Annotated in this window: 20 protein-coding genes; 13 read left to right on the forward strand and 7 right to left on the reverse strand. The window is 66.3% G+C overall.

The window, feature by feature from the left end; translation table 11 throughout:
* Positions 1 to 2: 2 nt before the first annotated feature.
* Entirely contained in the window at positions 3 to 299 is a 297-nt protein-coding gene (locus QRQ56_RS33175; protein ID WP_438745618.1) for a nucleotidyltransferase family protein, read from the forward strand.
* Positions 300 to 330: 31 nt separating this feature from the next.
* Positions 331 to 1,101 (forward strand): RsiV family protein, encoded by a 771-nt coding sequence (locus QRQ56_RS33180; RefSeq protein ID WP_438745619.1) that lies wholly within the window; start codon positions 331 to 333, stop codon positions 1,099 to 1,101.
* Between the two features lie 110 nt (positions 1,102 to 1,211).
* Here QRQ56_RS33180 and QRQ56_RS33185 read toward each other — a convergent pair whose 3' ends face one another.
* Positions 1,212 to 1,679 (reverse strand): SRPBCC family protein, encoded by a 468-nt coding sequence (locus QRQ56_RS33185; protein WP_438745620.1) that lies wholly within the window; start codon positions 1,677 to 1,679, stop codon positions 1,212 to 1,214.
* Between the two features lie 214 nt (positions 1,680 to 1,893).
* On the opposite strand from QRQ56_RS33185, the gene QRQ56_RS33190 reads away from it, so the two are divergent.
* From QRQ56_RS33190 to QRQ56_RS33215, 6 genes are all read left to right on the forward strand, one after another.
* Positions 1,894 to 2,886, forward strand: a complete 993-nt coding sequence (locus tag QRQ56_RS33190) for a tripartite tricarboxylate transporter substrate binding protein (protein ID WP_438745621.1) — start codon at positions 1,894 to 1,896, stop codon at positions 2,884 to 2,886.
* Positions 2,887 to 3,078: 192 nt separating this feature from the next.
* On the forward strand, positions 3,079 to 3,570 hold the full coding sequence (locus tag QRQ56_RS33195) for a tripartite tricarboxylate transporter TctB family protein (RefSeq protein WP_438745622.1): 492 nt from the start codon (positions 3,079 to 3,081) through the stop codon (positions 3,568 to 3,570).
* Between the two features lie 6 nt (positions 3,571 to 3,576).
* Positions 3,577 to 5,088 carry a tripartite tricarboxylate transporter permease gene (locus tag QRQ56_RS33200; protein ID WP_438745623.1) on the forward strand — a complete coding sequence of 504 codons (1,512 nt, stop codon included), beginning with the start codon at positions 3,577 to 3,579 and terminating at the stop codon, positions 5,086 to 5,088.
* Between the two features lie 51 nt (positions 5,089 to 5,139).
* The gene (meaB, locus tag QRQ56_RS33205) at positions 5,140 to 6,129 is read left to right on the forward strand and encodes a methylmalonyl Co-A mutase-associated GTPase MeaB (protein ID WP_438745624.1); all 990 of its coding nucleotides are present in this window, start codon (positions 5,140 to 5,142) and stop codon (positions 6,127 to 6,129) included.
* Positions 6,126 to 6,770, forward strand: a complete 645-nt coding sequence (locus tag QRQ56_RS33210; RefSeq protein WP_438745625.1) for a pyroglutamyl-peptidase I — start codon at positions 6,126 to 6,128, stop codon at positions 6,768 to 6,770. Before meaB ends, QRQ56_RS33210 begins: the two co-directional genes overlap by 4 nt.
* 189 nt (positions 6,771 to 6,959) lie before the next feature.
* The gene (locus tag QRQ56_RS33215; protein WP_438745626.1) at positions 6,960 to 8,330 is read left to right on the forward strand and encodes a TIGR03808 family TAT-translocated repetitive protein; all 1,371 of its coding nucleotides are present in this window, start codon (positions 6,960 to 6,962) and stop codon (positions 8,328 to 8,330) included.
* A gap of 110 nt (positions 8,331 to 8,440) precedes the next feature.
* Here QRQ56_RS33215 and QRQ56_RS33220 read toward each other — a convergent pair whose 3' ends face one another.
* The 4 genes from QRQ56_RS33220 to QRQ56_RS33235 all read right to left on the reverse strand — a co-directional run bounded on the left by QRQ56_RS33220 (position 8,441) and on the right by QRQ56_RS33235 (position 12,804).
* Positions 8,441 to 9,196: a TIGR03809 family protein gene (locus tag QRQ56_RS33220; RefSeq protein WP_438745627.1), complete on the reverse strand. Its 756-nt coding sequence runs from the start codon at positions 9,194 to 9,196 to the stop codon at positions 8,441 to 8,443.
* A gap of 619 nt (positions 9,197 to 9,815) precedes the next feature.
* Complete coding sequence (locus QRQ56_RS33225) at positions 9,816 to 11,528, reverse strand: S8 family serine peptidase (RefSeq protein ID WP_438745628.1); 1,713 nt, start codon at positions 11,526 to 11,528, stop codon at positions 9,816 to 9,818.
* Between the two features lie 14 nt (positions 11,529 to 11,542).
* Positions 11,543 to 12,238, reverse strand: coding sequence for a hypothetical protein (locus QRQ56_RS33230; RefSeq protein ID WP_438745629.1), 696 nt, complete (start codon positions 12,236 to 12,238; stop codon positions 11,543 to 11,545).
* Entirely contained in the window at positions 12,235 to 12,804 is a 570-nt protein-coding gene (locus QRQ56_RS33235) for a sigma-70 family RNA polymerase sigma factor (protein WP_438745630.1), read from the reverse strand. The genes QRQ56_RS33230 and QRQ56_RS33235 overlap by 4 nt, the downstream gene beginning before the upstream one ends.
* 440 nt (positions 12,805 to 13,244) lie before the next feature.
* On the opposite strand from QRQ56_RS33235, the gene QRQ56_RS33240 reads away from it, so the two are divergent.
* On the forward strand, positions 13,245 to 14,402 hold the full coding sequence (locus QRQ56_RS33240) for a GGDEF domain-containing protein (RefSeq protein ID WP_438745631.1): 1,158 nt from the start codon (positions 13,245 to 13,247) through the stop codon (positions 14,400 to 14,402).
* Positions 14,403 to 14,465: 63 nt separating this feature from the next.
* Complete coding sequence (locus tag QRQ56_RS33245) at positions 14,466 to 15,563, forward strand: DUF2336 domain-containing protein (RefSeq protein WP_438745632.1); 1,098 nt, start codon at positions 14,466 to 14,468, stop codon at positions 15,561 to 15,563.
* Positions 15,564 to 15,681: 118 nt separating this feature from the next.
* Here the strand turns inward: QRQ56_RS33245 and QRQ56_RS33250 are convergent, their stop codons facing one another.
* Positions 15,682 to 16,320 carry an NrsF family protein gene (locus tag QRQ56_RS33250; RefSeq protein WP_438745633.1) on the reverse strand — a complete coding sequence of 213 codons (639 nt, stop codon included), beginning with the start codon at positions 16,318 to 16,320 and terminating at the stop codon, positions 15,682 to 15,684.
* Positions 16,321 to 16,322: 2 nt separating this feature from the next.
* Entirely contained in the window at positions 16,323 to 16,868 is a 546-nt protein-coding gene (locus QRQ56_RS33255; RefSeq protein ID WP_438745634.1) for a sigma-70 family RNA polymerase sigma factor, read from the reverse strand.
* 290 nt (positions 16,869 to 17,158) lie between these two features.
* Here QRQ56_RS33255 and QRQ56_RS33260 point away from each other — a divergent pair, with 290 nt between their 5' ends.
* The 3 genes from QRQ56_RS33260 to QRQ56_RS33270 all read left to right on the forward strand — a co-directional run bounded on the left by QRQ56_RS33260 (position 17,159) and on the right by QRQ56_RS33270 (position 20,446).
* Positions 17,159 to 17,872: a hypothetical protein gene (locus QRQ56_RS33260; RefSeq protein WP_438745635.1), complete on the forward strand. Its 714-nt coding sequence runs from the start codon at positions 17,159 to 17,161 to the stop codon at positions 17,870 to 17,872.
* A gap of 160 nt (positions 17,873 to 18,032) precedes the next feature.
* On the forward strand, positions 18,033 to 18,812 hold the full coding sequence (locus tag QRQ56_RS33265) for an enoyl-CoA hydratase (RefSeq protein WP_438745636.1): 780 nt from the start codon (positions 18,033 to 18,035) through the stop codon (positions 18,810 to 18,812).
* 188 nt (positions 18,813 to 19,000) lie between these two features.
* Entirely contained in the window at positions 19,001 to 20,446 is a 1,446-nt protein-coding gene (locus QRQ56_RS33270; RefSeq protein ID WP_438745637.1) for a TolC family outer membrane protein, read from the forward strand.
* Positions 20,447 to 20,573 lie beyond the last annotated feature (127 nt).

The following is a 20,573-nucleotide window of genomic DNA, read 5'->3' on the forward strand; positions in this document are numbered from 1 at the left end:
CCATGACACGCGATGAAATCGTTGCAGCGATAGGCAAGAACGCCGATGCCATCAAAGGCAAGGGCGTGTCGAAGCTTGCCCTCCTCGGCTCGCGGGCTGGAGAAGACTACGGCGCCAACAGCGAGATCGACATTCTGATCGAGATCGAACCGGACATCTCCTTTTCGCTGCTCAACCTGATCGATGTCGAACACATCATCGAGGATGCGACGGGCCTGCAGGCGCAAGCCACCGTTCGCCGCTCGATGTCCCCCGGCTTCGTGCCGCACAGTGCAGATGACATTGTCGAAATATTCTGACGCCCACCTGGGAGCCCTATCCTTGAAATTCATGACCCGTTTGAGCGTCGCCCTGGCGCTAAGCGCAACATGCGTGTTTTCCGCCCTCGCCGCCGATCCCAAGCCCGATGCCGTCGTCAAGACCAAGAGCATCGAGGCGCGGCTCTTCCTCGACGACAAGATCAAGGCCGATGCGCCGCTGGCGGCCGATTGCCTGGCCGAAGGCAGGAAATGGCTCGACAAGAATGCCGCGGAAGCTGCCGCCGCGCGCAAGGCCGATCCGCAGTTCTTCAAGGACGCCGGCTGGGATTTCGAGCGCAAATATACGATCCGCTCCATCGTTGCCGACCGCTATGTAAGCGTCCTGCGCAACGACTACATGAACACAAACGGTGCGCATCCCAATTCGGACGTGAACACGATCCTGTGGGACAAGGCGGACAACAAGCGCATCTCGATCCGGCCGTTCTTCACCGAGACCGCCGACAACGGGGCGACCATGAAGGCGATGGTGAAGGCCATCATCGCCTCGCTGAAAGCCGAGAAGAAGAAGCGCGACGCCGGCGAGACCGCCACCGACGAATGGTTCAAGGAGCTGAAACCCAGCCTGCTCAAGATCGGCGCGGTGACGCTCGCACCCTCAACGGAAGCCGGCAAAAGCTCCGGCCTCACTTTCCATTACCCACCCTATGCCGTCGGTCCCTACGCCGAAGGCGAATATGTCGCCTTCGTGCCGTGGGAAACGCTGAAGCCTTACCTGACCGCGGAAGGCACGCGCATCTTCGGCGGCGCGCGGCCGAAGGGCGACGCCGAGGAGCCTTGAGCGGCCGCTAGAGCCTTTTCGGTTCTGATTGAATCAGAACCGAAGCTCTAGAGTCTTGGTTTGACGCGTTTTCTTCACGCGAACCGGTGTCCACTTCGCTCGAAAACGCTTTAGCCGGGCCGCGCCAGCGTCCGCGCAAGCGAATCCGTCCAGTCCGGAATCCAGGACGCGAACAGCGCCTGCCAGCGATCGGCGTCCGCACGCTCGGTCTCGAGGTCGACCGACCATTCGATCAGGGTGCGGTCGCCCTCGACGATCGGGCGCAGATGCATGGTGCCTTGATAACGCGTCGGCGCCGGCTTCTCGTGCCCGTCGTCTTGCGGATACGGCAGCGCTTCGAGACCGGCATAGGTCAGGGTGTGCTGCCGGTCCGAGTGATCGACCAGGCGCTGGCGGATCCAGTTTCCGAGATAGCAGAAGCGTCTGACGGCGCCGACTTCATCGCCGCGCTTGTCGTCTTCGATCGCGCTTTCGCTGACACCGTCGATATAGGCGGGATAATTGTTGAAATCGCGGATCAGCGACCAGACGTCGTCCAACGGGCGGTCCAGCACGGCGCTGTAATAGGCTTGGGTCATCGGCTTGCCTCTGGCTTTCAATTGCGCGCGCAGGTTGGATGTTTGCGTGGACGAAACCCACCCGATTTCCGACTGCCCATCCGATGGGCATGCGGTTTTCACACAACATGTCGATCTCGTTGGTAGCGCTACCTTGCGGCGGCGCTGCAAAGCCGACTAGAATGTCGCCATTGACAAGAGCGCCCGACCTCACGGGCGCCGCTGGGAGGCATTGATGTCCAAGATTTCGCGCCGCACCTTTGCGGCTTCGACCGCCGCAGTCGCGGCATCCGCCGCGTTCGGGTTCAAGCCCGCACTCGCACAAGCCTATCCGGCCCGGCCGGTCACCGTGATCGTGCCCTGGGGCGCGGGTGGCGGCACCGATGCCACCGCGCGCATCGTGGCAGCGCTCCTGGAGAAGGACCTCGGCCAGCCCTTCAACGTGGTCAACCGCACCGGCGGCTCCGGCGTGGTCGGCCATAGCGCGATCGCGACCGCGCAGCCCGACGGCTACACCATCGGCATGCTCACGGTCGAAATCTCCATGATGCATTGGCAGGGCCTGACCGAGCTGACGCCGAAGAGCTACACGCCGCTGGCGCTGATGAACGAGGATCCGCCGGGCATCCAGGTCTCCTCCTCATCGCCCTACAAGACTGTCAAGGAGCTCGCCGACGCGATCAAGGCGGCGCCTCCCGGCAAGTTCAAGGCGTCGGGCACCGGCCAGGGCGGCATCTGGCATCTGGCGCTGGTCGGCTGGATGCAGGCGATGGGCCTGCCCGCCAACCAGGTCGCCTGGGTGCCGTCGAACGGCGCCGCGCCCGCGATGCAGGATCTCGCCGCCGGCGGCCTCGACCTCACCACCTGCTCGGTGCCGGAGGCGCGCGCGATCATCGAGGCTGGCAAGGCGAAGAGCCTCGCCATCATGGCGCCCGCGCGCAATCCGGTCTTCAAGGACGTGCCGACGCTGAAGGAGGCGATGGGCATCGACTACGCGACCGGCGCCTGGCGCGGCATCGGCGCGCCGAAGGGCCTGCCGCCGGAGATCGCAACCAAGCTCACCGCAGCGCTGAAGAAGGTCTACGAATCCGCCGAGTTCAAGGACTTCATGAGCAATCGCGGCTTCGGCACCGTATGGGGCGATGCAACCCAGTTCGCAGGCTTCATGGACAAGGGCGACGCCCAGATGGGCGAGGCGATGAAGGCGGCCGGCCTCAGCAAGGCGTGATCCGGTACCACGGCGCTCCGATCGCCTCTCCCCGCTTGCGGAGAGAGGCCGGAATGCGCGCGAAGCGCGGATTCCGGGTGAGGGGGACTCTCCGCGAGTCCGTCTTTCACCTGCCTCGCGGAGGCTCCCCCTCACCCCAACCCTCTCCCCGCAAGCGGGGCGAGGGAGAAGAACTCTCATAGGACCCTCTCCATGCGTCTTCCCGACTCCGTCACGGGATCGTTTCTCGTCGCACTCGGCGCAGCCGCCGCCTATGGCGGCTACATCTTGCCGCCGGTGCCGGGCCAGCCCGTCGGCCCCAACGTGTTTCCGCTCGTGATCGGCTCGGGGCTCGCGCTGTGCGGGCTCGCGATCGCGTTCGGCATCGGCCACTCCTTCGAGGAGGAGGAAGAGCTGATCCCGCTGGAGAATGGCCAGGCCGCGGCCCCGCCGCCGCAAGGAAAGCTCTACGGCCTTCGCGCGCTGCTGCCGCCGGCGCTGCTGCTGTTCTACGTGTTTGCGGCCGACCGGCTCGGCTTCATCATCACCGCGGCGATCATGGTCTACGTCACCTCGACCGCGCTCGGCGCCAAATGGAAGCTGGCGCTGCCGCTCGCGGCGCTCTCGCCCTTCGCCATTCACCTCATCTTCGGCAAGCTGCTGCGCGTGCCGCTGCCTGCCGGCCTGCTGCCGACGCCCTGGTAATTCCCCATGCTCAAGACCCTGATTGAAGCGTTCGCCCTGATCTCCACCTGGGAGGTCATCATCGCGATGGTCGCAGCCTCCGTGTATGGCCTCGTGATCGGTTCGCTGCCCGGCCTGTCGGCGACGATGGCGACCGCCCTGCTCGTCCCCGTCACCTTCTACCTGTCGCCGATCGCGGCGATCGCGACCATCGTCGCGGCGTCCTCGATGGCGATCTTCTCCGGCGACATCCCCGGCGCGCTGCTGCGCATTCCCGGCACGCCCGCGTCCGCCGCCTATGCCGACGAGGCCTACGCCATGACGCGCAAGGGCCAGGCCGAGCTCGCGCTCGGGGCCGGCGTCTGGTTCTCCGCGGTCGGCGGCATCGCCGGCGTGCTGTCACTGATGATCCTGGCACCGCCGCTCGCCGAGATCGCGCTGTCGTTCTCGACCTTCGAATATTTCTGGCTGGCGCTGCTCGGCCTGATGTGCGCCACGCTGGTGGCACGCTCCTCGCCGGTGAAGGCGATCGCCGGCATGTTCCTCGGCCTGCTGGTGTCCTGCGTCGGCATCGAGAATCCCGGCGGCGTGCCGCGCTTCACCTTTGGGATCACCGATCTGTTCGGCGGCATCGAGCCGATCCCGGCGCTGGTCGGCGTGTTCGCGGTGGCACAGGTGATGCGCGCGATGCTGACGCCGGAGCCGCCTCCCCTGCCGCGCCGAAAATTCGGAAGCATCATGGCCGGCCAGTGGAAGCTGACCAAACAGTATCACTGGCAGATGACGCGCGGAAACATCGTCGGCATCATCATCGGCGTGCTGCCGGGCGCCGGCGCCGACATGGCCGCCTGGGTGTCCTACGCGATGTCCAAGCGCTTCTCCAAGGAGCCGGAAAAGTTCGGCACCGGTCATGTCGAAGGCCTGGTCGAGGCCGGCGCCAGCAACAATGCCAGCATCGCCTCGGGCTGGGTGCCCTCGCTGCTGTTCGGCATTCCCGGCGACACCATCGCCGCGATCGCGATCGGCGTGCTCTACATGAAGGGCCTCAATCCGGGCCCGACGCTGTTCACCGAGAAAGCGTCGAGCATGTACGCGATCTATTTGATGTTCATCATCGCGAACATCCTGATGATCCCGCTCGGCATCGCCATGATCCGGATCGCCGCCTACATCCTGCTGGCGCCCCGCTCTGCCATCATGCCGATCATCATGCTGTGCTGCGCGGTCGGCTCGTTCGCGATCGGCAACAACATGTTCGGCGTCGTCACCGTCGCCGCCTTCGGCGTGATCGGGTACGTCATGGAAGCGAACGGCTATCCCGTCGCCGCCATGGTGCTCGGCATCGTCATGGGCACCATGGTCGAGCAGGCTTTCGTCACCTCGCTGATCAAGTCCGACGGCAGTATCCTGCCGTTCTTCGAGCGCCCGGTCGCCGCCATCCTCGCCGCAATGGCGATCGGCGCGCTGCTATGGCCCGTGATGGTGTGGGTTTGGCGCAAGGTGAAGCCGCCGCAAGCCGCGGCGGCCACGAGCCGGTGATATCGGGCGGGCGGGCCTCGCCTGCTCCGGCTTGGCGTTGTAAGCAGGGGCATGACTGAGAAGAAGGTCCCGCTCGACATCAAGACCCTCGCCAGGGAGCTCCGCGCCGGAAGCCGCGCGGCGCTGGCCCGCGCCATCACGCTGGTGGAGAGCCGCCGCGCCGACCACCAGGCGCTGGCGCGAGAGCTGGTGCAGACGCTGCTGCCGGACACCGGCAAGGCGTTTCGCGTTGGCATCACCGGCTCGCCCGGCGTCGGCAAATCCACCACGATCGACGCGCTCGGAACCTACCTCATCGAGCAGGGCCACAAGGTCGCGGTGCTCGCGGTCGATCCGTCCTCGGCTCGCAGCGGCGGCTCGATCCTCGGCGACAAGACGCGGATGGCACGGCTGTCGGCCTCGGATGATGCCTTCATCCGGCCCTCGCCCTCCTCGGGCACGCTCGGCGGTGTGGCTGCAAAAACGCGCGAGGCGATGCTGCTCTGCGAGGCCGCCGGCTTTGGCGTCGTGCTGGTGGAGACCGTCGGCATCGGCCAGTCCGAGACCGCCGTCTGCGACATGACCGATTTCTTCCTCGCCCTGATGCTGCCGGGCGGCGGCGACGAGTTGCAGGGCATCAAGAAGGGCCTGGTCGAGCTCGCCGACATGATCGCGATCAACAAGGCCGACGGCGACAATCTCAAGCGCGCCAAGATCACAGCCGCCGACTATCGCGGCGCGCTACATATCTTGGCGCCGCGATCCGAGCATTGGCATCCGCCGGTCGAGACCTATTCGGCGCTGACCGGCGACGGCATCGCAAAGATCTGGCAGAAGGTGCTCGACCATCGCAAGGCGATGAACGCCTCCGGCGATTTCGCCGCGCGGCGCCGCGACCAGCAGGTCAAATGGATGTGGTCGATGCTGGAGCAGCGCATGCTGGCGCGGCTGCGCAGCGAGGCATCGGTGCGGACCAAGGTCAGGAAGATCGAGGCGGAGGTCGCCGAGGGCCACCTCACCCCCGCGCTCGCCGCCGAGCAGATCCTGGAGTTGCTGCAATGAGCGACAAGATCCGCATCCTCCTCACCGGCTTCGGCTCTTTCCCCGGCGCGCCCTATAACCCGACCCAGCCGCTGGTGGCGCGGCTGAGGCAATTGCGCCGGCCGGCGCTCGACGATGTCGAACTGTCCAGCCACATCTTCCCCGTCACCTATGCCGCGGTGGATCGGCAATTGCCCGACGTGCTCGCGAAGGTGAAGCCGGACGCGCTGTTGATGTTCGGCCTCGCCGCCCGCACGCCTTACCTGCGCATCGAGACCCGCGCGCGCAACGCCGTCACCATGCTCTGGCCCGATGCCGCCAATACCCGTTCCAGCAAGCGTGGTATCGCAGGCCACGCGGATGCGATGATGTTCGGCCCACACACGGCACGGCTGCTGCGAGCCGCCCGCCTCACCGGCATCGACGCCCGCGCCTCGCGCGACGCCGGCGCCTATCTCTGCAATTATTTGAGCTGGCGCGCGATCGAGAACGTGCGGGCCGGCGGGCCGCAGCTCGCGGCCTTCATCCACATCCCCCTGCTTGCGCGCGGTGGTGCCGTGCGGCGCAAAGGTGCAGCCCGGATCACGCTGGAGGAACTGGTGGATGCCGGCGAGGCCATGCTGATGGAGATGGCGGGGCTAGCGAGGAAGCGGCGGCACTGAGATTTCATAGGGTGGGCAAATGCGCCCTTACGCCGTGCCCACCACTCTCTCGATCGCGGAAAATACGTGGGCACGCTTCGCTTTGCCCACCCTACGACACCTCTGCCGCGGTAAACATTTAACCCTACCGCGAACAATCCCCGCGCCCGCTCCCGCCCTGCGCTACCTAATCCGCGCGGAGGACGCGTCATGGACCTCAATCGCCGCCATCTCATTGGAGCTTCGACCGCAGGCATCGCCGGTGCACTTGCCATGCCGGCTGACGCTGCGCGCGCCGCGCCGCTGACGTCACTGCTCGGCCGCGATGTCACGCAATATGGCGTGCGGCCCGGCAGCAGCGAGGATCAGACCCGCGCGCTGCAACGCGCGATCGATGAGGCCGCGCGGGCGCAGATGCCGCTGGCGTTTCCGCCCGGCATCTATCGCGCGGGGCTGCTGCGACTGCCGAACGGCGCACAATTGATCGGTGTGCGCGGCGCCACGAAATTCATCTTCACCGGCGGCGCCTCGGCGATCCAGAGCGACGGTTCGAACGCCATCGGTCTTACCGGCATCACCTTCGACGGCGGCAGCATTCCATTGGCCGCGCGGCGCGGGCTGATCCATGTCCTCGGCGGTCGCGACGTCCGCATCACCGATTGCGAGATCACGAACTCCGGCGGCAGCGGCATCTGGCTCGAGCAGGTCTCGGGCGACATCTCCGGCAACATCTTCACCGACATCGCCGTGACCGCGGTGGCCTCGTTCGACGCCCTCGGCCTCAGCGTCAGCCGCAACACCATCATTGGCACCAACGACAACGGCATCGAGATCCTGCGCACGGCGATCGGCGACGACGGCACGCTGGTGGCCGACAACCGCATCGAGAACATCAAGGCCGGCCCCGGCGGCTCCGGCCAGTACGGCAACGCCATCAACGCCTTCCGCGCCGGCAACGTCATCGTGCGCGGCAACCGCATCAGGAACTGCGACTACTCGGCGGTGCGCGGCAACTCCGCCTCGAACATCCAGATCACTGGCAACAGCGTCAGCGACGTGCGCGAGGTCGCGCTCTATTCGGAGTTTTCGTTCGAAGCCGCGGTGATCGCCAACAACACGGTCGATGGCGCCGCGGTCGGCGTCTCCGTCTGCAATTTCAACGAAGGCGGCCGCATCGCGGTGGTCCAGGGCAACATCATCCGCAATCTGATTCCGAAGCGGCCGATCGGCACCGCGCCCGACGACGACGCCGGCGTCGGCATCTACGTCGAGGCGGACACCTCGGTGACCGGCAACGTGATCGAGAACGCGCCGTCCTACGGCATCGTCGCCGGCTGGGGTAAATATCTGCGCGACGTCGCCATCACCGGCAACGTGATCCGCAAGGCCCTGGCGGGGATCGGCGTCTCCGTCGTGCCGGGCGCCGGCATCGCGCTGGTCAACAACAACATGATCTCGGAGACCCCGCGCGGCGCCGTCGTCGGCCTCGATCACGCGCGCGCCGTGACCTCGGACCTCTCGGCCGACGGCGCGCAACGATTTGCCCAGGTGGTGCTCGGCGGAAATGCAGTGCGAAGGTAGGCGCGGCCAATAGCCGGGCCGTCCATCCTTCGAGGCTCCGCATGGGACGCGCTGCGTCCCATGCCTCGCACCTCAGGATGACGGGACGCAAATCCCTTGCCGGACGTTCCCTAGAACGCGTTCCTGAGCAGCGGGTACTTGGCTTCGAGGCCGTCGAGGCTGAAGGTGAATTCGACGACGCGCTCGGGGGCTGCGACGATCTCCTCGGCCGGCGGGGCGAATTGCGGCAGGAGCGCTGCCATCACGGCAGGCACGGCCTTCGGCGGCTTCGTGGCAGGCGCCGCGAGCGGCGGCCTCACTTCCGGCGCGGTGAATGGCGCCATTGCGGCAGGTGCCAGCGGCGGCCTCACGGCGGGTGCAACGAACGGCGCCCGCGCGGCGGGAGCCTTCAGCGGCGGCATCTCGGCAGGTGCGATGAACGACGCGATTGCCGCTGACGCCGGTGCGGCGAGCGGCGCGATCGGGGCTTCGGTGATCTCGGCGAGAACGTCCGGCTTGGGATCGAGTCTGACAGGCACGGCGGTCTCGGGAGCGATGTGCACGGCCTTTGGCTGCATGATCTGGGGCTGCAGGGTCTTGGGCTGCAGGGTCTGCGCCTGCGTCTCGCGCGGAAACACACGGGGCATGGTCGCCGGCGACCAGCCGAATGCGGGCGTCACGCTTGCGGCCGCCTCGGCGACGTCGGCGCCGGTTGCGAGCGCGCGCCAGGTCTGGACGGCCCGCTTGGCTTCCTGGATGTTTTCGAGGAACGCGATCTCGGAATGATAACGGCGCCAGCGACCGGTCTCGAACATTTCGGAGAGATGCTGCAGCCGCTGCTCGGCAAGGGCGCACCAGCGCGTCGCAACGTCGTGACCAACGGCCACGGCACGAACGGGCGTGCAGTCAGATTCTTGGCGAAGTGTCATAGACCAGCCCGTCAGGAGAAAACACGGACGCGGGGACGCAACGCACACGAATCAATCTAGAAGCGACATGAATATTTTGTGGAAAAGATTTGACTTGTCCAGCAACGACACCGGATCGGCCCCGAAACACCGTAGTCGTGCGGAGATTCAACGGCTTTTCGAGTCAAGCCTCGCACAAGCATAGCGCGCTTGCGGAGCGCTGCCCGGGGCAGTGGCGTCGGACGTCGGCACGAGCGTTCAACCGAAAGCTGAGCGCACGCGAAGTTTCAAAGAATCCGACACCCGGGGCTTCGCTGTGATGGATCGGAGCCGACGCTGAGGATCTCCGACGCGTGCTCTTCCCGCGAACCGGAATCGACTTCGCTCGGAAGCGCTCTGAAAAGAAAAGACCCGTCCGGGGGGACAACCGGACGGGTCGAGCCATATGGGCGCTTGGGGTGGATGGGCGCTCGCGCCTAATATGACTGATGGGGAGGGATGACCGCTCCCACATAATTTGGTCGTGGCAGCGGGCTGAACGTTCAACGCGATGTTCGCTTTTTTGGTGCCGGCCTTGCGCGCAAGTTTGCCGCAGCCGCTATCGCGTCGCCGGTCTATCCACCTGAGAAATCGTGGATTTATCGTCCGCGCTCGACAGCGAGGGTTGTTCGATCGCGCGGCTGTTGGGTTCGTCGCGGCGCTTCGCGGCATCTTCACGTTTTGTTGTACCGGACGCAGCGGCGACTGGCGTCGCGCCGTCGGCGGGAACGGAGCTGACCGCGGCAAACGCATCGGTCTGGCCGTCGCCGAACAGTTCGTCGCGGCCGGGCGAGCCGAGGTCGCGGGCGGTCTTCGTCAGCGCCGTGCGCAGCGCTTCCGGCTTCAAGGTGTAATTGCGCTCAAGCAGCAACGCCGCGACGCCTGAGACATAGGCGGCCGAGAACGAGGTTCCCGACGTCATCTGGTACTTGCCGTCCGGTGCCGGCACGAAGATGTCGACGCCGGGCGCTGCGACGGCGATGTAATTGCCGCGGTTGGACGCGCTGAACAACCGGTCCTGCTGGTCGGTCGCGCTGACCGCGATCACGTTGGGATTGGCGGCCGGGTAAAGTGGCGGCGATTTCGCGCCGGCATTGCCGGCAGCGGCAATCAGCACCAGGCCGCGCGCGGCGGTCGCCGCGATGGCACGTTCGATCACCGCATCCTTCGGGCCGGCAAAGCTCATATTGACGATCTGCGCGCCGTGCTCGGCGGCATAGCTCAGCGAGCGCAGGATGATGTAGGACGAACTCTCGGCGCTGCCATTGGCGCCGCCGAAGGCACGGATCGCGATGATACGGGCCTCGGGCGCGCTGCCCATCAGACGGCCATGCGCCACGATCGCGCCGGCGATGCCGGTGCCGTGGATGTGCGGCCCCTCGGCGCTGCCGAGCGCATCGAAATTGTCGGAGACCGAGTTGGCAAGCTCGGGATGTCCGGCGTCGATGCCGGAGTCGATCACGGCCACGGTGACATTGGCGCCGTGCGCCAGCGTGTGGGCCTGCGGCAGGCGAAGCTTGGCCAATGCGTATTGCGCGGGATCGCCCTCGCTCAGGGTCGTCGATTTCTGGTCCTGGAGCAGATAGCGGAAGTTCGGCTGGACCGAGCGCACGCTGCCGTCGGCTGCGAATTCGCGCTTCACGGTCTCGTACGGCCGGCCATCCGTGATGCGGAAGAGACCGAAGGTCGCCCCGATCAGCGGGAAGCTCTCCGACGAGATCCGCATCAAGCCGTGCCGGCGGGCGAGCTCGTCGGCATCGCCGGGCGACAGCATGCCATCGATCTCGGCGACGAATTCGTTGGCGAAGCTGCGCGGATTGGCGGCGGTCGGCGTCGCATCGCCGCGGCCCTTGCCGGCGTTCTTCTTGCCGGATTTGACCGAGCCGCCACCGCCTGCATTCGACTGCGCGAGACATTCGCCGTCGGCATCGCGATAGGGCGCGGTGCAGGCCGGATACAGGTTCGGCGAGTAGCGCGCATAGGGCAGCACGGTGATCGGCCGGATGCGCGAGGTCGTGGTATGGGGGATGGCCGCGATCGTGCGCGGGCCGCGATCGACGGACACGACGCGGGCGGACACCGTCGGACTGACGCGCGCGGCGATGCTGGGGGAGATGGTCGGCGTTCGCGAAGGCACGCTGATCGTGGGCGTGCGCATGATCGCCTGGGCCTGCACGACCTCGACGCCGATACAGGTGGCGATCAGAAGCGCGGCGCCGACGGATGAAGCGTAGACCCCGGCGCGCACCCTGCTCTCGGACTTGCCTGTCATCGGCTCAGCGGCGCCTAGGGCGCTGCGACGGCGAGGTTGACGAACTTCTCGCGCTGCATCCTGCCGAGCAGCGAGGCGAGCTCGGTCTGGCTCATGGCCTTGTCGAACTGGAGGCGGAACATGCCGCCTTTGGCATCTCCGATGATCGAGGCCTGGTAGCTGTCGAGCAGCGAGGTGATGTCGGCAACGCGCGCCTCGGGCGTGAAGCGCACCAAGGCGCGTGCGGGGGCCACGGATGATCCGAGCTCGCGCGTGATCGGCGCGCCGGTCGAGAGCGAGGCGGTCTGGAAGGTCGCCGGCTGGTTCTTCATCAGCACGGCGCCGATGATCCCGGCCTGCAGCACCAGCGCGACGGCGCCGAGGCTCGCCGACCAGGCCAGCGTGCGCGGCGACAAGCTCGCAAAGAAGGTCGCGATGCGCGCCGACAGCGGCAGCGAACCGACGGGCCGCGCGGGCTCGGCGTCGATCGCGGCGAACAACTTCTGCATCGCACGCGCCGACGGAGCCCCGAGGCTCTCGTTCAGATGAATGGTCTCTTCGTACTCGCCGCGGATCGCGGCGTACTGCCTGGCGAGCTCCGGATCCCGCGCCAGCGCTTCCTCGACGCGGCGGGCGTCGCGCGCGTTCAGCGTGCCGGCGGCGTGCCAGGGCAGCAGCAGTTCAATTTCACTGGGCTCTTGCTCCAGCATCTTCTTGCTCAATGCCATCATGGCCAGCCTCGCTCAATGCCGGCTGCCTTCAGCAGTTCGGCCAATTTCTTGCGCGCATAGAACAAGCGCGTCTTCACAGTGTTCTCCGGGATGCCGACGATTTCAGCCACCTCTTCCACGGACTTCTCGTGGTAGTAGACGAGATCGACGATTTCCCGATGTTCCGGCGTGAGGCCCGTCAGACACTCCCGCAACGCTTCACTGGTATCCTTCTTCTGCACCACCGTTTCCGGATTGTCGGACGAATCCTCAATCGCGTTCGCGGCGTCTTCGTCCAACTCAAAATCCTTCCTGCGGCGAAGCGCAGACAGGGCCTTGAATCGGGTGATTGCCAGCAGCCAGGTGGAAACGGCGGATCGGCCCTCGAACTTGCCGGCTTGACGCCAGACGTCGAGAAACACCTCGCTGATGAGGTCTTCCGCCGCCTGCTCGTCCCGCACGAGCCTCAGCCCGAAACGATACACCCTGACATGGTGCCGCCCGTACAGCACCTGCATGGCGAGCCGGTCACCTTGAGCGATCCTGGCGATGAGGACCTCGTCCGAAGCCGCCTGGTTCACGCTCAATGGCCGTCTCGCAAAGTTGGTCGGGTCGGCGCGGCGGACGGTTCGACGGGGGGTGCAAAATTGTTCAACCTACCGCAGTCATACGGGTGCCTGTGTGATCCACCCCACATACCCGCATCTTTCTCGTCGTACTCGCGGCCGTCGGCCGCCATGATCCAGATAGGTAACATAATACTGCGAAACTTCCCTGCGGAATGGCCTGTCCGGCACAGGCGGCCCCGGCTTCATCCGGTTCCATAGCAGCCTTGCACGACATATGTCTCGCCAAGCCGGCGTTAGGCTCGATCGCATCGCAACCTAATGCCCGGCCGCCGGCGAATTTCTCCCGCCGGCCCATCATCTTGTTCCGCGCTGCACGGTTCGGATTCGGTTTCAAAGGATACCAAACCTAAAGGCTTGCCACGTAGATTTTTCCGCTGACATCTACCATTGGCGGGACCATGAGCACGGCCGCGACGTCCTTTCCCGAGAGGAATGCTGCTGAGGTCGCGGATCTCGTGCTCGCGCCCGCGGCGGCGGGCCCCGAGGTCCTCGTCCGCCGGGCCCGGCAGCGCCGCCAGATGTATATCGGCCAGGTCGCGAGCTATTCGCTGGGTGCCTCGGTCCTGCTGCTCTACGCCTATGCCGGCGTGGTCGCCATGGCCGTTCCATCGCTGTTCTGGCTCGGCGGCCTCCTGATCATCGGGACGTTCACCGTGCTGTCGGAAGCCGGCTTCGGCGACCGCTTCGAGGACCACTATCTCACCGTCTTCCAGATCTCGGCGCATATGGCGCTGCAACTGGTGTTCCTGCTCGCCGTGCCGACGGTCGGGGTCGCGTTCATCGCTGTGCTGTTTCTGATCTTCGCGTTCGGCACCCTGCGGATGACGTCGCGTCAGGCGATGGTCACCTGGGGCCTCGCCACCGGCGGGCTCTCCCTGGTCTTCCTGGGCTCGGACCTGCCGATCGGACTGCCGGTCGGCACCCGTCTGGAGCGAGCCGCCTCGATGCTCTGCTTCGTGCTGGTGATCGGCCAGTGCGCCTTCCTCGGCCTGTTCGGCGCCACCCTGCGCAAGATCCTGTACCGGCGCAGCATCGAGCTGAAGGCCGCCTATCAGCGCATCGAAGAGCTGGCCGAGCTCGACGAACTCACCGGCTCCTACAACCGCCGCTGCATCATGCGCCTGCTCGACGCCGAGATCGAGAAGGCCCGACAGACATCGGCGCCCTTCGCGATCGCGCTGATCGACCTCGACTGGTTCAAGCGCATCAACGACGCCTACGGCCATCCGGTCGGCGACGAGGTGCTGCGTACCTTCGCGATCACCATTTTCGCCAATGTCCGCCCGGCCGACAGCTTCGGCCGCTACGGCGGCGAGGAATTTCTGCTGCTGCTGCCGGACACCCCGGCCGATGCCGCGCAGCGCATGCTCGACCGCTTGCGCAGCATCGTCGCCGATCTCGACTGGAGCGCATTCTCGCTCAACATGCACGTGACCATTTCCGCGGGCGTCGTGACGCTGCGCGATGCCGATACTGCCGACACGTTTCTCGCGCGCGCCGATTGCGCGCTCTATTCCGCCAAGGCGCAAGGGCGCAACCGCGTTGCAACGGGCTGACCAATCCATTTTCTCCCGGTGCGGCAATAGCCGCTGCCGGACCGAACGCTCCAGGACAGGGCAATGAGATCCAAATCCGCGAAATCATCCGAGAATTTGCTCGAGGAATTGCAGGCCGCGCTCTCGCACGGCACCGTCGCGCGCCGGGTCGAGACACTGCGCCGCGTCACCGATCTTTTCGTCGGCAACGCGGTCGACTATTCCGACGACCATATCCGCGTGTTCGACGACGTGTTCCAGTGCCTGATCGAGCAGATCGAGACGTCGGCCAGGGTGCTGCTCGCCGACCGCCTCGCGCCGATCGCGGCCGCGCCTCCGAAGATCATCCGCACGCTCGCGCTCGACGAAATCATCGAGGTTTCCGGCCCCGTGCTGTCGAAGTCGGAGCGGCTGGACGAGACGACCTTGATCGAGATCGCACGCACGAGGAGCCAGGCGCATCTCAAGGCGATCTCGCTGCGGCGGGTGCTGTCGGAAGCGCTGACCGACGTGCTGGTGACACGCGGCAACGAGGACGTGGTGCAGTCGACCGTCAGCAATCCGGGCGCGGAGCTGTCGGAGGGTAGCCTCTCCGACCTCGTCACCCGCGCCGAACGCGACGACGAGCTTGCCGCCTGTATCGGCCTGCGGGCGGATCTGCCGCGCCATCATTACCTGAGGCTGGTCGCGAAGGCCTCCCTGAACGTGCGCCGGAAGCTCGAGGCCGCGCATCCGGAGCTCGCGGACGAGGTATCGAGCGTGGTCCAGGAGGCGGCCCAGCGGCTCCGCGCCGCCGCCATGACGAAGCAGACCGAGATGGCGCGCGCGCTGGTGCGGTCACTGCACGAGGACGGCCGTCTCAACGAATTCCAGGTCACCACTTTCGCCGAGCAGGGCAAGTTCGACGAAACCAATGCGGGGATCGCCGCGCTCGCCGGCGTCGCCGTCGAGACCGCCGAAGCCATGATGATCGAAGCCCGCACCGAGGGCGTGATGATCCTCGCCAAGGTCGCCGGCATGTCCTGGCCGAGCGTGCGCGCCATCATCGCGATGCGCGAGAAGCTCTCGGGCGGCGCGCGGATCGACATGCTGACGCTGCGCGACACATACGAGGCGCTGCGCTCGTCGACCGCACAACAGGTGCTGCGCTTCCACCGCATGCAACAGAGCGCGACGGCCTGAAGCGCGAGGCGCAGGCTCTAAACCGCGATGAGATCTGGATGAATCGCCATCGCGCTTTAGTTTATTATTCCTGCATGATCTTTCCGGAAACCGCTTCGCACTTTTGCGGGCCATGCCGTCAGTATCTCAGGACTTTCGAACCCGCCAAAGCACCGATCGCCGCCACGAGCGCCGCCGCGAGCGTGTACCAGGTCGCCACGAACAGCGGCGAATCGTCGGTGCAGTGCGAGGCGTAGAGCGTCGCGGCAAGGCCGGCCGAAACCAGGCCTGCGAGCGCGCCGGCAAGCGCGGGATGCGAGGGTGCGCCATGGCGCAGGCCGAACAGCGCGCCCGCGAGCAGCGGCAGCGACATTGCGGGAATCGCGATCAGGCAGACTCTCGAGTTCTTGCCCACCAGCCGCATCGTCATCGGCATGGCCGGCGCCATCATCGCCTCGCTGCCGATCGCAACGGCAAGCAGCCCTACGGGCAGCAGCAGCAGCCAGGCCCAACCGCGCATCAGGGCTTCGGGGCGTGACAGATGCAGGCTGACGATGATCGCGGGGATCGCGAGCGACAGCGTGACCGCGAATTTCATGTCGAAGAACGGATTGTGCATGGCCGTCATCACGTCGGGCCGCACGCCGAGGAAGGTCGCGAAAATGAGGATCGACAGGGGCGCGGCCACCAGCAACGCCATGGTGAGCACGGCACCCACGCGCGGCGCGCGGTGCGCGTTGTCGGCTGTGAGCGAGCGGATCAGTTGATCGGTGTCCATGACTAGTGATCCCGCAGTTTGGCAGTCAGTGCGGCAAGTCCGCGATGCAGTGCAACCCGCACCGCGCCTTCGCTCATCGAAAACTTCGTCGCCGTGTCCTTGATCGAGGCGCTCTCGACCGCGATCGACTGCAGCACGTCGCGCTGGCGCTGCGGCAGCGCGTTGAGCTGGGCTGCGACCTCGCCTGCGGAAGCCGTCTCCTGCGGTGTCTCGCCCGGCAGCGTCTCGGCGAAATCGTCGATATTGACGAAGACGCGCCTGCCGCGCCGCCTGAGCGCATCAATCAGCTTGTTGCGTGCGATCGCAAACAGCCAGGGTGCGAAGGGAGCCTCGCTGTCCCAGGTGTGCCGCTTCAGGTGCACCGCCAACAAAATCTCCTGCACGATATCCTCGGCCTGGTCGGGAGGCTGCCCGGCCCGCGCCAGACCACGCCTCGCCGCGGCGCGCAGCACCGGCGTGATCGCCCTCAACAGGCGATGATACGCAGCATCATCGCCCGCCATGGCCGACCGCATCAGGCCGGTCCACTCGTCCTCACGTCCGCGCACGCGCGCCCCTCACCATGCAATTCGGCGGTTCGGTCAATTTGTTACGCGGACCGGATGTTGATCACGAGTTCGTGATCAATCCCCCCTCCGCGACCGATACGGCCGTCTACGTCTGCGACGGCTCATAACACCGATCGGCTCGCCCCGCACCCGGCGGCCGGGCGTTTGAGGCCGGCTTGCCGCGTTTTTGCCCGGTGTAGCCCGAAGATTCCCACTTTCTGCCCCGCTGTCGTCACGGCCCAGGGTCTCTCTTCGCCCTCGGGACTGGCGGAATTGGGGAGATCATCACCATGATGAAAGCCAGCGGGCGCGCGGCCCTGATCGTTCTGGCCGGGCTTTTGTTGCTGTTCGGAGGCCTCGCACAGGCGGCCCCGAGCTCCGCCACGGGCAAGTCGGACGGCGCCGGCAAGCAGGCCGACACGGCCAGGCCCGGCAAGCACCGGCGCCACGAGTCACGCCGCACCGGCAGCAAGACGGTCCAGAAAGCCGACGACAAGGCCGATGCCTCGGCAAAGGCCGACGAGGCCAAATCCGATAGCAATAAGGCCGATAGCAACAAGTCCGATGACCAGACGGCTGAGAGCAAAACGGCCGACAAGGCCGACGGTGGGATGCCGGCTTCGAGCCAGATGCCGCCGGCGGTCGCCAACGCCAATGCGCAGCTCGCTCCCGCCGATACACCGACGGCGGCCGCAGCCACCGCAATGACGGACCGCGCCAACGACAATGTCCAGGCAGCCGCCGGCGAACCCAATGCCGCGAAGACCGAGAGCCAGGTCGTCGCCCCCGATCAGCTCAACGACATCGATCGCGCCCTGCAGCAGGATACCGCGCCGGCGCAGAAGACGGTCATTGCCGCGGCAGAGGCCCAGCCCCGGCCCGCGCCGGTGATGGCGAGCCAGCAGAGCTCGGCCTGGGACCAGAGCTCCCTGATCGGCAAGATCTTCATCGGCGTCGGCACGCTGCTGACGCTGGCATCCGCCGCGCGCATGTTCATGGCCTGATGGGGGGCCCGATCCCGGCCTGACTTGCTGGCCCAATTCCTGGCTTGAGAGACCCCACGAGAACGCGTGCCTTGCCGCGCGTTCCGGCGGCCTCGAGCCCCCTTGAAGGCATCCGCGCCAGCGGGCACATTGCGCGCCCTATCAAAAGCGCGGGTGAAGCATGAGCACGTTCGAACACATCATCGTTGAAAGCAAAGGCGCAGTCGGCATCATCAAGCTGAACCGGCCGAAAATGCTCAACGCGCTCTCCTTCGGCGTCTTCCGCGAGATCGCCGCGGCGGTCGAGGATCTGGAAGCCGACGACGCCATCGGCTGTATCGTCGTGACCGGCAGCGAGAAGGCCTTTGCCGCGGGCGCCGACATCAAGGAGATGCAGCCGAAGGCCTTCATCGACATGTTCTCCGAGGATTTTGCCGCGATCGGCGGCGACCGCATCGCGCGTTGCCGCAAGCCGACCATTGCCGCGGTCGCCGGTTATGCGCTCGGCGGCGGCTGCGAGCTCGCCATGATGTGCGACTTCATCATCGCCGCCGACACCGCCAAGTTCGGCCAGCCCGAAATCACGCTCGGCACCATCCCGGGGATCGGCGGTACCCAGCGGCTGACGCGCGCGATCGGCAAGGCCAAGGCGATGGACCTCTGCCTCACCGGCCGCATGATGGATGCGGCGGAAGCCGAGCGCTCCGGCCTCGTCAGCCGCATCGTGCCCGCCGACAAGCTGATGGACGAAACCATGGCGGCGGCCGAGAAGATCGCCGCGATGTCGCGCCCCGCCACCGCGATGGCCAAGGAAGCCGTGAACCGCGCCTTCGAGACCACGCTCGCCGAGGGCATGAGCGTCGAGCGCAACCTGTTCCACGCGACCTTCGCGCTGGAAGACCGCTCCGAGGGCATGGCCGCGTTCATCGAGAAGCGCAAGCCGGTGAACAAGAACCGGTAATGTCGGAGAACGGTCAGGCTGGTGTAAGGCTCGGCCGCGTTCCCGCAGAATCCCTGTGACGAAGCTGCAACAAGCACGGATTTCATGGGGGTTTCCCCCGCGGCAGTTTGCCTGCGGGACCTCGGCTGGTTAAACAGTTAAGAGGCCACCGTCGGCGGGGGCGGACAGCCGGGGTTAAGCGGGATTAGATGATTGGGCGTGCCGCCAGAGCTGGTCGCGTGATGACGCGGCATCGATCGGGCGTGGGTCCCGTGCTCGCAACATGGACCACGCTGGCGCTCTGTTGCGCCCTGCCCTCAGTCGCCCTGCCCTCAGCGGCCCGGGCCGAAGCGCTGCCGGAAGCGCTCGCCAAGGCCTACCAGACCAATCCGCAGCTCAATGCTGAACGTGCGCGACAACGCGCCACGGACGAGAACGTGCCGCAGGCCCTCGCCGGTTACCGCCCGCAGATCGTGGCGAGCCTCAGCGCCGGCCTGCAGACGGTTCGCAACCTGCTGCCCGACAACACGGTCCAGACCGGCAATTTGAAGCCATGGATCATCGGCGTCACCGTGACGCAGACCCTGTTCAACGGCTTCCGCACCGCCAACAACGTGCGTGCCGCCGAACTCCAGGTGCAGTCGGGCCGTGAGGCGCTGCGCAATGTCGGCCAGGGCGTGCTGCTGGACGCGGTCACCGCCTATACCAACGTGCTCGCCAACCAGTCGCTGGTCGAGGCGCAGCGCTCCAACGTCGCCTTCCTGCGCGAGACGCTCGCGGTCACCCAGCGCCGCCTCAATGCCGGCGATGTCACGCCGACCGACAGCGCGCAGGCCGAGGCGCGCCTCAATCGCGGCCTTGCCGATCTCAATGCCGCCGAAGTCGCGCTCGCCGTCAGCCAGGCGACCTATGCGCAGGTGATCGGCAACTCGCCGTCGCAGCTTCGGCCCGCTGAGGTCGTCGACCGCTATGTGCCGAAGAGCCGCGAAGACGTCATGACGATGGCGATCCGCCAGCATCCGGCGGTGATGGCCGCCGGCTTCGACGTCGACGTCGCCTCCACCAACATCCGCATCGCCGAAGGCACATTGCTGCCGAGCGCCACCATCCAGGGCAGCGCCAGCAAGAGCCGCAACAACGATCCGACGCTCGGCACCTTCGCCGAGGACCAGGCCTCCATCGTCGCCAACATCACCGCGCCGATCTACGACGGCGGACAAGCCGCCGCGCAGACCCGGCAGGCCAAGGAGATCACGGCGCAGAGCCGGCTCGTGCTCGACCAGGTGCGCAACCAGGCCCGCACGGCAGCGATCAGCGCCTGGGTTACCAATGAGGGTGCCAGGGTCGCCGTCTCCGCCTCGGAGTCCGAGGTGAAGGCCGCAACCGTCGCGCTGCAGGGCGTCCAACGCGAGGCCGCCGGCGGGCAGCGCACGACGGTAGACGTGCTGAACTCGCAGGCCGACCTGATCCAGGCCAAGGCCCGCCTGATCGGCGCGCAGCGCGATCGCGTCATCGCCTCCTACACGCTACTCAGCGCCATCGGCCATCTCGACGTCAAGACGCTGAACCTGAACACGCCGGACTACTTGCCCGAGGTTCACTACCATCAGGTCCGCGACGCCTGGCACGGCCTGCGCACGCCCTCGGGGCAGTAGCTTCAAATCATCGGATTGGCGCATCGGCGGCTCGCGCGCGCTTGCGGTGCTTGTCGAGCAGCCATGCAGCGAAGCGCGGCGGCGGCCGGCGGGCCGATGTGATACCGTTCCGTGCGACCAAAAAAAC

The organism is Bradyrhizobium sp. U531, assembly GCF_051710265.1.
Lineage (GTDB): Bacteria > Pseudomonadota > Alphaproteobacteria > Rhizobiales > Xanthobacteraceae > Bradyrhizobium.